Origin of the sequence: Cedecea neteri (genome assembly GCF_000758325.1) — a bacterium.
Classification (GTDB): Bacteria; Pseudomonadota; Gammaproteobacteria; order Enterobacterales; family Enterobacteriaceae; genus Cedecea; species Cedecea neteri_B.
This window is the reverse complement of the sequence record NZ_CP009459.1, coordinates 2,504,182-2,518,381: the sequence shown is the minus strand read 5'-3', so window position 1 is coordinate 2,518,381 and position 14,200 is coordinate 2,504,182. Positions and strand designations below refer to the sequence as shown.

Here is a 14,200-nt window from a genome sequence, read left to right as displayed (position 1 = left end):
AAGGCTGGCATTTTTATGACCAACCGCTGGGATTACTCACGGGCTAACGCATCGATAGGGTTCAGACGCGCCGCGTTTCTGGCCGGCAACCAGCCAAAGAGCACCCCCGTTGCCGTGGAGCAGCCAAAGGCGGTCAGCAGCGCCACCGGCGAGAAACCTATCTGCCAGCCCGGCAGCACCAGCTGCAGCGTGAACGCGATAACCAGCGACAGCGATATCCCCAGCGCGCCACCGACCAGGCAAACCAGCACCGCCTCAATTAAAAACTGCTGCAGTACATCGCTGGCTCGCGCGCCCACCGCCATACGGATACCGATCTCTTTGGTACGTTCAGTGACCGACACCAGCATAATATTCATGACCCCAATCCCCCCAACCAACAGCGAAATAACCGCTACCAGCGTCAGGAACATCTGAAGAGTACGTGTGGTCTTTTCCGCCGTTTTCAACAGCCCGTCCATGTTATAGGTGAAAAAGTCTTTCTTGCCGTGACGCAGCGACAGCAGGCGATTAAGCTGCTGCTCGGCTTCGTGGCTGTCATACCCTTCTTTAACACGCACGGTTATTGAGTTGAGCCAGCTCTGCCCCATCACGCGCCCGGCCATTGTGTTATAAGGCAGCCAGACTCGCAGCACTTTGCTGCTGCCGAACATCGACTGTTTCTCTTCCGCCACGCCAATCACCGTGGCGGGCATATTGCCCACCAGCACAACCTCCCCGACAACATCACTTTTGTTCGGGAAAAGCTGTCTTTTGCTATTGGCATCCAGCACCACAACCTGTGCGCGGCCCTTCATCTGCTCGTCGTTAAAGCTCGCGCCCTGGCTCATGGTCATGCCGTAAACATCAAAATAATCGCCGCTGACACCATTGACGCTGGCCGCCGCATCCACGTTGCCGTAGCGAAGGCGTAAATTGCTGGAAATAGAAGGCGTGGCCGAACTCACCCAGGGCTGCTGGCCGATAGCCAGCAAATCATCATATTTTAATGCCTGCTGGAACTGTGGATTGTCATCCCCGAAATCTTTACCGGGATAGACGTCGATCGTATTGGTGCCGATGGAGCGAATATCCTCCAGCACCATCTGCTTAGCGGCATCGCCCACCACGACAATAGAGACCACCGAGGCAATACCAATAATAATGCCAAGCATGGTCAGCAGCGTGCGCATCTTGTTCGCGGCCATCGCCAGCCAGGCCATACCGAGCGCCTCGCGGAAGCTGCTGATGACTTGCTGTATCGATGAACCGCTCCGCAGCGTTTGATTTTCAACCATGCGCGCTGTCGGCTGATGAACCGGCGGAGGATTACTGATAATTTCCCCATCACGAATTTCGATAATACGCTGAGCCTGCGCCGCCACGGCCGGATCGTGAGTCACGATAATCACCGTATGCCCGCGCTCGCGCAGTTGCTTCAGCGTGGCCATCACCTCTTCACCGGAATGGCTGTCGAGTGCACCGGTAGGTTCATCGGCCAGAATCACCTGCCCGCCATTCATCAACGCACGAGCGATACTGACGCGCTGTTGCTGCCCGCCCGAAAGCTGCGAAGGCAGATATTCCACCCGTTCCTTCAGCCCCAGACGCCCCAGCAACTCATGCGCCCGCTGCTGACGCTGGGCTCTCGTTGTCCCGGCGTACACCGCAGGAACTTCAACATTTTGCGAGGCATTAAGGTGAGAAAGCAGGTGATAACGCTGGAAGATAAAGCCGAAATGCTCGCGACGCAGCGTCGCCAACGCATCGTTATCCAGCCCCGACACATCCACGCCCGCGACCTTATAGCTGCCGCTGCTGGGTTTATCCAGGCAACCGAGGATGTTCATTAGCGTCGATTTACCGGAACCGGATGCGCCAACAATCGCCACCATTTCCCCGGCTTCAATCGTCAGGCTGATCCCCTTCAGTACCTCAACCTGCTCTTCACCAGAAGGATAGCTGCGGCGAATGTCCTTTAATTCAAGCAGCGCCGTCATTTGCTACTCCCGGCATTGGCGCGACCAGTCACCACCTCTTCGCCTTCTTCCAGCCCGTTAACGACCTGAACCTGGGTGTCGTTCCGCATCCCGATAGTTATCTCACGGATTTTGGTTTCCCCGTTGCGCAGCACGGTGATGTTATAGCGATTATCACCGATCGGTTCGCCCAGCGCAGCCAGCGGAATCGTCAGCACATCTTTTACGCCGCCGAGTTGAATATGCACCTGAGCGGTCATATCCAGACGAAGGATCCCCTTCGGATTCGGCACCTCAAAACGCGCATTATAGAAAATAGCCTCATTGACTTTGTCTGGCGTCGGCAGGATATCTTTCAGCACGCCTTCATAGCGCGTCATCGGGTCGCCAAGTACCGTAAACCAGGCTTTCTGGCCCGGTTTGAGATGGATAACATCGGCTTCAGAGACCTGCGCTTTCACCAGCATGATGCTTAAATCAGCCAGCGTCAGAATATTTGGCGCCTGCTGCGCCGCAATCACGGTTTGCCCCTGCAGCGTTGTTATCTGCGTCACTTCCCCCGCCATTGGCGCGACGATACGGGTGAACTCGAGGTTAGTTTTCGCGGTGCTCAAAGAGGCCTGATTGCGCTTAATTTGAGCGTCAATGGTGCCAATCTGAGCCTGTTTTACCGCCAAATCGGTTGCCGCTTTATCAAGATCCTGGCGGGACACCGCCTGAGTTTTTGCCAGCGCCTGCTGGCGGGAGAGCGTCACCGCGGCAAGCTTACTTTCGGCTTCGGACTGCATGCGCTGGGCACGCAGCTCCATCAGCGTGGCTTCAACCTCTTTGACCTGGTTTTCTGCCTGTTCGGGATCGATAACCCCCAAAAGCTGATCTTTTTTTACTTTATCGCCGATGCTAACCGACAGCGTTTTTAACTGCCCGCTCACCTGCGCCCCGACGTCAACTTTGCGCACGGCATCGAGCTTTCCGGTTGCCAGAACGCTTTGCTGAAGCGAAGCCTTACGTACGATCATCGTTTGATATTGTGGGGCTGGCACATGCAAAAACTGCCAAAGCCAGAGGAAAAATATCACCACCAACAGCGCGTAAAGCCAATAACGTTTTTTAAATTTTCCCTTAATTTTCATATGAATCCTGAAATAGCTAACGCATGATTAAACGGTTCTTAAACAAACTGCACAATGTGAAGATATGTAACAGTTATTGAATGTCGGTTGACATCCGGCGTGCTGAAATAGTGCCATCTTTCCCGAATATCAGGTTGTTATTATGTCCCAGATCGCTGCCGCGCATGTTACCGAAACCCTGCCTCAAACAGGCTGGAAACTCTTCCTTTCCCTCGCGACGGGGGAATGGCAGCCGGGAGCATCCTGGGGCAAGAAGGCTTATCGCCGCAAGTTTATTTTACGCTCACTGGCGATGCCGGTGTATACCGCCAGCCTGATGAAAAACCTGGCAAGCCAGCCACATCTTGCAAGCATGCTGAACGCTCAGCCTGGGCTGCCTTGCCGCCTGCACCGCCCTTACCTTGCGCTGCCGCTGAAACGTAAGGATACGCGGGATACTATCACTTACCACTACCAGAAAATTGCCGAGAAAATGCCGAAAAAACTGCTTAACGGGCATTTCTCTGCCGAAGGTTACCGCCTGGCCACGCTGGTGGGTAAAAACAACGAGCTGATGTTTATCGATCTCACCTCTCACGATATTGAAGGTAAAGAAGGCGAAGCCTTCCTGAATTTCTGTAATGAAGAGGGCGTTCCCCTGGCGCGCATGACCTTCACGCTCAACCAGTTCGAAGGTAAAAACACTTTCTTTATTGGCTGTCTGCAGGGCGCAAAACCCTGGGTGCCTCATGAAGCTATACAGGCAGCAACTAAAGCTTGCCACGGACTGTTCCCGAAACGCATGCTGCTTGAGGTTGCCTGTGAACTGGCGAAGCTTCTCGACGCAGAGCGCATTCTGGCCGTAGGCAACAGCACGCATATTTACCGTTCATGGCGCTACGAAAAGAAGAAAAAAGACAGTCTACATGCGGACTATGACAATTTCTGGCAGTCCATGAGCGGTGAACCTCGCGCGGATGGCCTGTACGCTCTGCCGTCCAGCGTGGAACGCAAATCGCTGGAAGATATTGCCAGCAAAAAACGTGCGGAGTATCGCCGCCGCTATGAACTTCTCGACGGCATGATGAGCAGCATCAACAGCCATTTCTAAATCTGCATTGCCAGCCGGGCGCTAATCCGCCCGGCCACGCGCCAGCCAAAGCACCCGGGAAAACATTTTACGAAATAGCGGCGGAACCGCATCCACGCCGCGACGCCCAGCCTCCAGCGCCACTTCGATGGCTAAATCCGGCTTTGACGAGCGATGAATAGCTTTCGTAATAATCCTGCGCAAATTCATCGGCACGTTTTCAGGCAACTGAGCCACGCGATGGAACACATCTGAAAAACCCTGCCGATACATAAAATGCTCCATATCCAGCGCAGGCAGCGCCGTCAGATGCTCGCGCTCCCGATCGCGGTCATTGTCCAGCAAGCCGCGTACGGTTGCCGCATATTTTTTACCGGCATCATCCCCGTCCACCAGCACATGCCATTCAATGCCCATCCGACGTGCAAATTTAATTAACGGGCGCAGGCCAGATTGCGCAAACTCGATAACCTTCACGCCCTCGGCATCAAAATGATGCCCACACTGCCGCGCCAGTTCGTTCATCACCCATACTTCGGTTTCGCCTTCCACCAGCAGCCAGCAGCGAGCAAAAAGCGAGGACGCTCGGTTAAAACGAATGTGGAAAGCAATTCTCCGACTGTCTTCCGCGTTCATACCGCCCGGTCCTAACCGCCATGCAGCCACGCGAGAGGATTCACGCACCAGCCGACAAACCTGCTCTACCGGCGTCAGCGAGAGCAACTCACTGGAATTTGTGGTGGTAATTTTTTGCAGCGGCAGCAGATTCAGCAGGTGCCAGGCAACAGACAGCATAATCGGGTGTAAACGAGTTTCAGGATCTTCCACCAGCAGCAGCGGGCGGGCGTCCCTGTCGAGCGCGATACTGCCCTTCGCCTGCAGCAACGTGGAAAACATGCCCAGCAGGATCATCCGATGCGAACGGCTGCCGGGCTTGTCGATCATCCGGTTGATCACATCCAGATAGCGCCAGCTGCGCTGCTCATCGTGAGAACGCCGCCGCATCAGGCGCTGGTGGGCTATCGCGCCCTGCTCAGAGAAATAGTGTTCAAGTAGCTGCACCATGGCCGATAGCCCCTGGCGCAGCTGCGCATCGGTGAGGTTTTGCGGCCTTGATACCAGCTCCCGCGCCAGGAAATCCAGCTGGCGCGCGGTCAGCTCCGTTTCCGGCATTTCGGGCATGCTGCCGTTGCGCAATCTCCGCATGAACCGGGCATCTCTGAGGCGCAGCACGGGATTCAGCCGCGTAATATTCATCGCCACGTCGTCAATTTCGTCCAGCGCCAGCGGCTGGCCGTGGGCATTGAGAAAGCTTCGTAGCGTTAAAACTGTCCCTTCATCCCCAAGTTCTCCCTCCAGACGGTAATAAATACGATGAAAGCCGTCGTTCCCCTCCACCCAAACCGGGGAAAGATTACGATACCGCCGACCTAAATGGTGGCCAGGTGCCGCCTCGCGGAAGGTCAGAATGATTTGCAGGTGACTTTCACGCCCATGCAGCTCGCCGGGAGGAAAATAGAAGTCTTCGCGAACAAAATGGTACAGCTCCCGGTGGGGGGAAAGTAGCAAAGTCAGCGCATCTAACAGGCTGGATTTACCCCAGGCATTTTCGCCAATCAGCACATTGTTTTGCTCAAGCATTAACGACAAACGGTTAATACCGCGAAAACCAACCACCTCAACCCGCTCGAGAAACATACTGCCTCCTGTACATCCGCTTTTGTCCATCGCTCTTTTCGAGTATAGCGGCAACCGGGAAGGCAATGTAACCACACAATGTCATAGCGTTACGCGATAACAAAACACGCCGCATATACCATAATCAATTCGTGCTGAGGGGTAATTTTTTGTTATCCAGAATATTCTTACTTCATTCAAAGATAATCTATACTTCTGCTAACTCTCCTCAGAAAAGGAATAACACCTCATTGCCCTAAATCAAAAAACTGGAATTTATTGTGCTGGTGGCGAATTGACGAAATACCTAATATTAACGCGCACTTAATATTACTTTCGTCATTCACTTAATGACGGTGAATTAGCGACAGTCGGGGTCATGTGATTTAGCGCATGAGCCATGGATTGTTTCTGGCTTTTAGCAGAGGTGGTTATGTTTAGAAAATTAGCAGCCGAGTTCTTCGGGACATTCTGGCTGGTATTTGGTGGCTGCGGTAGCGCAGTATTAGCGGCAGCATTCCCGGAATTAGGCATTGGCTTTGTCGGCGTCGCGCTGGCATTTGGTTTAACCGTACTGACTATGGCATTTGCCGTCGGTCATATTTCCGGTGGTCATTTTAACCCGGCCGTCACTCTTGGCCTCTGGGCCGGTGGCCGCTTCCCGGCTAAAGAAGTGATTGGCTACATTATTGCCCAGGTGATTGGCGGGATTGCCGCTGCCGCTATCCTTTATTTAATCGCCAGCGGTAAAGCAGGCTTTGATGCAGCAGCCAGCGGTTTTGCTTCTAACGGCTACGGCGAACATTCTCCAGGTGGATATTCCATGCTGTCCGCCATTGTGATTGAAATCGTATTAACCTGTGGATTCCTGATTGTTATTCACGGTGCAACGGACAAATTTGCGGCACCGGGTTTTGCGCCAATAGCCATTGGCCTGGCATTAACCTTAATTCACTTAATTAGTATTCCGGTTACCAACACCTCCGTAAACCCTGCGCGCAGTACTGCAGTGGCTATTTTCCAGGGTGGCTGGGCACTGGATCAACTGTGGTTATTCTGGGTGATGCCTATTATTGGTGGGATCCTGGGCGGTATTATTTACCGTACTCTGCTGGAAAAACGCAGCTAAGTTTCGAGGCAGGCTTACTTGGGTGAGCCTGCTGTTTTCTTTTCCCCGCGTAAACCTTTTTCTTCGTCCCTACTCGACTCAATTCCTTTCTTTCGGTAGTGTGACATCCGTCGTAACATTTTAACTACAAGGATTGTCCCTTCCATGCTGTCAGGATTACTTATTATCCTGGTGCCGTTGCTCGTCGGTTACCTGATCCCACTGAAACAAATCCATCTGCTCAGGCTGATTCACCGCCTGCTGGGCTGGATTGTTTACGTGATCCTCTTCCTGATGGGCATTAGCCTGGCGTTTCTGGATAATCTCGCCACTAACCTGCTGACTATCCTGCATTACTCGGTGATAAGCGTCGGGGTGATCCTGCTATGTAATATCGCAGGTCTCTTGCTGCTGGAACGCTCTCTGCCCTGGCGGCATCAGCATAAACAGGAAAAACTGCCCTCGCGCCTGGCGATGGCCCTGGAGTCCTTACAGCTTTGTGGCGTAGTGGCTCTGGGCTTCCTACTGGGGCTAACCGGGTTTGAGGTGCTTAAATACGCCACAGAAGCCAGCGAATACACGCTTATCTTCCTGCTGCTGCTGGTCGGGATCCAGCTTCGCAACAGCGGCATGACCTTCCGGCAAATCGTTCTCAACCGCCGCGGAATTATTGTCGCCATTGTGGTCGTTTTCAGCTCAATGATCGCCGGGGTGATCAACGCCCTGCTGTTGGGCCTGCCGATCAAAACGGGCCTGGCTATGGCCTCCGGGTTCGGCTGGTATTCGCTGTCCGGGATCCTGATGACTGAGGCCTACGGGCCGGTGATTGGCAGCGCGACCTTCTTTAACGATCTGGTGCGGGAATTACTGGCTATTATGCTTATTCCGGCGCTGGTTCGCCGCAGTCGCTCAACGGCGCTGGGCCTCTGTGGGGCTACCTCAATGGACTTTACCCTGCCGGTATTACAGCGCAGCGGCGGCGTGGAAATCGTGCCTGCCGCCATCGTTCACGGGTTTATTCTTAGCCTGCTGACCCCGCTGCTCATCGCCTTCTTCGCCGCCTGATACCTCTCTGGCGGTAGCCTGCTGCCGCCAAAGTTGAGCTATATCAATCTCCCTTTAAGTTGCAGCAAAAAGTCCTTTTAACCTGTTAAGCCGGAGCCTAACCTTAAACATGCATTTAAAATATAACTTTAAGGTGACATCATGTTTTGTGTGCAATGTGAACAGACCATTCGTACCCCGGCCGGCGACGGTTGCGCCTATGCCCAGGGCGTCTGCGGTAAAACAGCCCAGACTTCCGACCTACAGGATCTGCTGATCGCGACATTGCAGGGCCTTTCCGCCTGGGCGGTTGCCGCGCGCGAACGCGGTATTATCGACCACGAAATTGATAACTTTGCTCCACGCGCTTTCTTCTCAACGCTGACCAACGTGAACTTCGACTCCGCCCGCATCGTTGGCTATGCACGTGATGCCATTGCTATGCGCGAAGATCTTAAAACCCGCACGCTGGCTATTGATCCTGCTGCAACCGTAACCAACCCGATGGCAGAGCTACAGCTGGTCAGTAGCGACCTCGGCGAACTGCAGCGGCAGGCCGCCGAATTCACGCCAAATCGTGACAAAGCCGACATTGGCGAAGATATTCTCGGCCTGCGCCTGCTGTGCCTGTACGGTATGAAAGGCGCCGCCGCTTATATGGAACACGCACATGTGCTGGGCCAGTACGACAATGACATCTACGCTCAGTACCACAACATCATGGCGTGGCTCGGCACCTGGCCTGCGGATATGGGCGCTCTGCTGGACTGCTCTATGGAAATCGGCCAGATGAACTTCAAAGTGATGAGCATTCTGGATCAGGGGGAAACCGGTAAATACGGCCATCCAACGCCAACCCAGGTTAACGTACGCCCGGTCGCCGGGAAGTGCATCCTGATTTCCGGCCATGACCTGAAAGATCTCTATAACCTGCTCGAGCAAACCGAAGGCACCGGCGTGAACGTCTACACCCACGGCGAAATGCTCCCGGCACACGGTTATCCAGAACTGCGTAAATTCAAACACCTGGTCGGCAACTACGGCAGCGGCTGGCAGAACCAGCAAACGGAATTCGCCCGCTTCCCTGGCCCTATCGTCATGACGTCCAACTGCATCATCGACCCTACCGTGGGCTCGTACGACGACCGAATCTGGACCCGCAGCATCGTCGGCTGGCCGGGCGTCAGCCACCTCGAAGGCGACAACTTTGGCCCGGTGATTACCCAGGCCCAGCAAATGGCCGGTTTCCCGTATAGCGAAATCGAGCATCTGATCACCGTCGGCTTTGGCCGCCAGACGCTGCTGGGTGCGGCAGACACGCTCATCGATCTGGTCAGCCGTGAAAAACTGCGTCATATCTTCCTGGTCGGCGGCTGCGACGGCGCGCGCGGAGAACGTAACTACTTCACCGACTTCGCCACCAGCGTGCCGCAGGACTGCCTGATCCTGACCCTGGCCTGCGGCAAATACCGCTTCAACAAGCTGGATTTCGGCAACATCGAAGGACTGCCTCGGCTGGTGGATGCCGGCCAGTGCAACGACGCATATTCAGCGATTATTCTGGCGGTCACCCTCGCCGAGAAACTGGGCTGCGGCGTGAACGACCTGCCGCTGAGTCTGGTGCTCTCCTGGTTTGAGCAAAAGGCGATTGTGATTCTGCTCACGCTGCTGTCGCTCGGCGTCACCAACATCGTCACCGGCCCGACCGCGCCGGGCTTCCTGACGCCAAACCTGCTGGCAGTGCTGAACGAGAAATTTGGCCTGCGCGCCATCACCACCGTTGAGCAAGACATCCAACAGTTAATGAGCGCGTAAGGAGTAGCCATGACCATGCCAACGCCGCTGTGCCCGCACCGCATGCAGGTACACCATATTCACCAGGAAACGCCGGATGTCTGGACGCTATCGCTGATCAACCACGACTTCTATCCCTACAAAGCCGGGCAATATGCGCTGGTGAGCATTCGCAACGGCAGCGAAACACTCCGGGCCTACACGATCTCTTCCACGCCGGGTCTGAGCGAATTCATCACGCTGACAGTACGCCGCATCGACGGCGGCGCTGGCTCGGAGTGGCTGACCGGAGAAGTGAAAATCGGCGACTACCTGTGGTTGTCTGAAGCCCAGGGCGAGTTCAGCTGTGAAAACATCGTGTCGGAACGCTATCTGCTGCTGGCGGCGGGCTGCGGCGTCACGCCTATTGTGGCCATGCGCCGCTGGCTGGCAAAGCATCGCCCACAGGCGGACATACAGGTCATCTACAATGTGCGCTCCCCACAGGACGTGATTTTTGCTGACGAATGGCGGCATTACCCGGTCACGCTGGTGGCAGAAAATAACGCCACTCACGGCTTTATCTCCGGGCGACTGACTCGCGAGATCCTGGTCGCGGTGCCGGATATCGCCAGCCGGACGGTCATGACCTGCGGGCCTGCGCCTTATATGGCTATGGTTGAGAAGGAAGTAAAAGCGCTGGGAGTCACGGCATTTTACCAGGAAGTGTTCTTTACGCCTGCCACTGCACCAACAACGGATGGCCTGAAGTTCACCACGCTCCAGCCGATGCGTGAGTTCTACTCGCCAGCGGGCAGCACGCTGCTTGCCGCACTCGAAAGCAACAGCGTGCCGGTGAATGCCGCCTGCCGTGCCGGGGTTTGCGGCTGCTGTAAAACAAAAGTGGTCTCCGGCGACTATACCGTCTCAAGCACCATGACGCTGACGGAAGAGGAAATTGCCAGCGGCTACGTGCTGGCCTGCTCCTGCCATCCACGGAGCGACCTGGTGCTCGCTTGACCTTAAAGAGGCACCTCACGGTGCCTCTTCTTTTTTTACCGCCAGGCAGACTTGCCAAACGCGTAGCGGCCGGCGCCGCAAAAGACTATCGCCAGCGCACCGAGGAAAAAGTACATCAGGCTTTCAATGCCCCAGGCTCCGGTTTTATCCAGCATAAAGGTTTCCCCCACGCCCACCAGCAGCCAGGCCACAATCATCGTGCACGCCAGCCCAAGCGCAGACAGCCGAGTGAGGATCCCTAAAATAATCAGCAGCGGCGCAAGCACCTCGCCCAGCAGCACGCCGTAGGCAACAAACTCCGGGATGCCATGTGCCGCCAGCATTCCCTTAATCCCGCCCACGCCGCCAAACAGTTTGTGCAGGCCGTGAAACAGCATCAGTCCGCCGACCGCCAGCCGCAGTAAAAGTTTCCCCAGATCGTCTTTATTTAGCGCGCCATTCACTGCATTTAACAATTTAGTAACCATATGAATTGCCACCCTTTTAAAATGATAACGAGAATAATTTACGCTTAATATTTGCTAACAAATAGCCCCAATTTTAGGGAGGCCATTACCAGCCGTTACGAGGATTTGAACTAAGCTTTTAAGCGCTATCACACTGGACAAGGAAAACCGATGAAACAATCCGTAGCGGCCTGGCTGGCCAAAACCCTTGAGAGCGCGGGCGTGAAACGTATCTGGGGCGTCACCGGCGATTCACTGAACGGCCTCAGTGACAGCCTCAACCGGATGGGCACGATTAAATGGATGCCAACTCGCCATGAAGAAGTGGCCGCTTTCGCCGCCGGGGCCGAAGCGCATCTCACCGGCGAACTTGCTGTCTGCGCCGGTTCATGCGGGCCAGGTAACCTGCACCTGATTAACGGCCTGTACGATTGCCACCGCAATCACGTGCCCGTTCTCGCCATTGCAGCCCATATTCCCTCCAGCGAAATTGGCAGCGGCTACTTCCAGGAAACACATCCCGAAGAGCTTTTCCGCGAATGCAGCCACTATTGCGAACTGGTTTCTAACCCGGAGCAGATCCCGCAGGTATTGGCGATTGCCATGCGCAAAGCCATTCTGAATCGGGGCGTTTCCGTGGTAGTACTGCCCGGCGACGTGGCGCTCAAACCCGCGCCAGAACATGCCACTACACACTGGTATCCTGCACCTCAGCCCATTGTGGTTCCCCATCAGGATGAGCTTAAAAAACTCGCCCAACTCCTGCGCTACAACGACAATATCGCCCTGATGTGCGGCAGCGGCTGCGCCGGAGCGCATACTGAGTTGGTACAGCTGGCGGCAACCCTGAAAGCGCCCATTGTTCACGCCTTGCGCGGCAAAGAGCACGTTGAGTACGACAACCCTTACGACGTTGGCATGACAGGATTAATCGGCTTCTCATCCGGCTTCCACACCATGATGAACGCCGATACGCTGATCCTGCTCGGCACCCAGTTTCCCTACCGAGCGTTCTACCCGACGGACGCAAAAATTATCCAGATTGATATCAACCCCGGCAGCATAGGCGCGCACAGCAAGGTCGACATGGCGCTGGTGGGCGATATCAAAGCCACGCTGTCTGCCCTGCTGCCTATGCTGGAAGAGAAAACCAATCGCAGCTTCCTCGACAAAGCGCTGGAGGATTATCGCAAAGCCCGTGAAGGGCTGGATGAACTGGCCAAACCCACCGAAGGCAAACAAATTCACCCGCAATATCTGGCGCAGCAAATCAGCCATTACGCCGCCGATGACGCTATTTTTACCTGTGACGTAGGCACTCCCACCGTCTGGGCAGCGCGCTACCTGAAAATGAACGGCAAACGCCGCCTGCTGGGCTCGTTTAACCACGGCTCAATGGCTAACGCTATGCCGCAGGCGCTGGGTGCCAAAGCCACCGCGCCAGACCGCCAGGTGGTCGCAATGTGCGGCGACGGCGGTTTCAGCATGCTGATGGGCGACTTCCTTTCAGTCGCACAAATGAAGCTGCCGATTAAAATCGTGGTGTTCAACAACAGCGTCCTCGGTTTCGTGGCGATGGAGATGAAAGCCGGGGGCTACCTCACCGACGGTACCGAACTGCACGACACCAACTTTGCCCGTATCGCCGATGCCTGCGGCATTACCGGCATCCGCGTTGAAAAACCTGAGGAGCTGAACGCCGCGCTGGAACGGGCTTTCAGCACCGATGGCCCGGTGCTGGTGGATGTTGTCGTTGCCAAAGACGAACTGGCGATCCCGCCGCAAATCAAGCTGGAGCAGGCCAAGGGGTTCAGCCTGTATATGCTGCGCGCCATCATCAGCGGACGAGGTGATGAAGTGATCGAGCTGGCGAAAACCAACTGGTTCCGGTAAAAAAGAAGGTTGCCTCAGGCGCCCGGATAACCGTCCGGGCGCAGCCTCTCGATAAAGGACCCGTCATGATCGATTTACGCAGCGATACCGTTACCCGCCCTTCCCGCGCCATGCTGGAGCAAATGATGGCCGCCCCGACCGGGGATGATGTTTACGGCGACGACCCCACGGTTAACGAGCTTCAGGCATACGCGGCAAAAATCAGCGGGAAAGAAGCTGCCCTGTTTTTACCTACCGGCACGCAGGCCAACCTCGTGGCTTTGCTCAGCCACTGCGAGCGCGGCGAAGAGTATATCGTTGGCCAGGCCGCGCATAACTACCTGTATGAGGCGGGTGGCGCAGCGGTGCTGGGCAGCATTCAGCCTCAGCCCATTGAAGCGGATCGCGACGGCACGCTGCCGCTGGATAAAGTGGCGGCAAAAATTAAACCGGACGACATTCACTTCGCCCGCACTAAATTGCTGAGCCTTGAAAACACCCACAACGGCAAAGTGCTGCCGCGCGAATACCTCCAGCAGGTCTGGGAATTCACCCGCAAGCACAACCTGGCGCTGCACGTAGACGGCGCGCGTATTTTTAACGCCGTGGTGTCCTACGGCTGCCAGTTGGAAGAGATTACTCGTTACTGCGACAGCTTCACCATTTGCCTGTCAAAAGGCCTGGGCACGCCGGTTGGCTCCCTGCTGGTGGGCAGTAAAGAGTACATCAAGCGCGCTGTACGCTGGCGCAAGATGACCGGCGGCGGTATGCGCCAGGCCGGTATTCTGGCGGCGGCAGGCCTGTATGCGCTGAAAAATAACGTCGAGCGCCTGAAAGAAGACCACGCCAACGCCCACTGGCTGGCAGGCGAGCTGCGTGAAATCGGCGTCGATGTAATACGTCAGGATACCAACATGGTCTTCGTGCGCATGACGGCGGAAGAAGCGGAAGATTTAGGCCCATACATGCGTGAGCGCGGCGTCATCCTCAGCGCAGGCCCGGCAACTCGCCTGGTCACCCATCTGGACGTCACCCGCAGCCAGCTGGCTGAAGTCGTCGCCCACTGGCGCAGCTTCCTGCAAAACTAACGGAAATCAGGG

The 14,200-nt window shown here is 55.6% G+C and carries 11 protein-coding genes; 7 read left to right on the top strand and 4 right to left on the bottom strand.

Annotation, left to right across the window (positions count from 1 at the left end; genetic code table 11):
• Positions 1–32 precede the first annotated feature (32 nt).
• Positions 33–1,979, bottom strand: a complete 1,947-nt coding sequence (macB, locus tag LH86_RS11900) for a macrolide ABC transporter ATP-binding protein/permease MacB (protein WP_039301529.1) — start codon at positions 1,977–1,979, stop codon at positions 33–35.
• A complete protein-coding gene (macA, locus tag LH86_RS11895) occupies positions 1,976–3,091 on the bottom strand; it encodes a macrolide transporter subunit MacA (protein ID WP_039301527.1) in 1,116 nt (371 codons plus the stop codon). Before macA ends, macB begins: the two co-directional genes overlap by 4 nt.
• Before the next feature lie 142 nt (positions 3,092–3,233).
• Here macA and LH86_RS11890 point away from each other — a divergent pair, with 142 nt between their 5' ends.
• Positions 3,234–4,181 (top strand): VirK/YbjX family protein, encoded by a 948-nt coding sequence (locus LH86_RS11890; RefSeq protein ID WP_039301524.1) that lies wholly within the window; start codon positions 3,234–3,236, stop codon positions 4,179–4,181.
• Between the two features lie 21 nt (positions 4,182–4,202).
• Here LH86_RS11890 and LH86_RS11885 read toward each other — a convergent pair whose 3' ends face one another.
• Positions 4,203–5,858 carry an ATP-dependent endonuclease gene (locus tag LH86_RS11885; protein WP_039301520.1) on the bottom strand — a complete coding sequence of 552 codons (1,656 nt, stop codon included), beginning with the start codon at positions 5,856–5,858 and terminating at the stop codon, positions 4,203–4,205.
• Between the two features lie 412 nt (positions 5,859–6,270).
• On the opposite strand from LH86_RS11885, the gene aqpZ reads away from it, so the two are divergent.
• The 4 genes from aqpZ (at position 6,271) to hcr (ending at position 10,782) form a co-directional block, all read left to right on the top strand.
• Positions 6,271–6,966, top strand: a complete 696-nt coding sequence (aqpZ, locus tag LH86_RS11880; protein ID WP_039306120.1) for an aquaporin Z — start codon at positions 6,271–6,273, stop codon at positions 6,964–6,966.
• A gap of 144 nt (positions 6,967–7,110) precedes the next feature.
• Positions 7,111–8,010 (top strand): lysine exporter LysO family protein, encoded by a 900-nt coding sequence (locus LH86_RS11875; protein WP_039301517.1) that lies wholly within the window; start codon positions 7,111–7,113, stop codon positions 8,008–8,010.
• Positions 8,011–8,151: 141 nt separating this feature from the next.
• A complete protein-coding gene (gene hcp, locus LH86_RS11870) occupies positions 8,152–9,804 on the top strand; it encodes a hydroxylamine reductase (protein WP_039301515.1) in 1,653 nt (550 codons plus the stop codon).
• A gap of 9 nt (positions 9,805–9,813) precedes the next feature.
• Positions 9,814–10,782 carry an NADH oxidoreductase gene (gene hcr / locus LH86_RS11865; RefSeq protein WP_039301511.1) on the top strand — a complete coding sequence of 323 codons (969 nt, stop codon included), beginning with the start codon at positions 9,814–9,816 and terminating at the stop codon, positions 10,780–10,782.
• A 35-nt stretch (positions 10,783–10,817) separates the two neighbouring features.
• Here the strand turns inward: hcr and LH86_RS11860 are convergent, their stop codons facing one another.
• Positions 10,818–11,249: a DoxX family protein gene (locus LH86_RS11860; RefSeq protein ID WP_039301508.1), complete on the bottom strand. Its 432-nt coding sequence runs from the start codon at positions 11,247–11,249 to the stop codon at positions 10,818–10,820.
• A 150-nt stretch (positions 11,250–11,399) separates the two neighbouring features.
• Here LH86_RS11860 and poxB point away from each other — a divergent pair, with 150 nt between their 5' ends.
• Positions 11,400–13,121: a ubiquinone-dependent pyruvate dehydrogenase gene (poxB, locus tag LH86_RS11855; protein ID WP_039301505.1), complete on the top strand. Its 1,722-nt coding sequence runs from the start codon at positions 11,400–11,402 to the stop codon at positions 13,119–13,121.
• A 65-nt stretch (positions 13,122–13,186) separates the two neighbouring features.
• Positions 13,187–14,188 (top strand): low-specificity L-threonine aldolase, encoded by a 1,002-nt coding sequence (gene ltaE / locus LH86_RS11850; RefSeq protein WP_039301502.1) that lies wholly within the window; start codon positions 13,187–13,189, stop codon positions 14,186–14,188.
• Positions 14,189–14,200 lie beyond the last annotated feature (12 nt).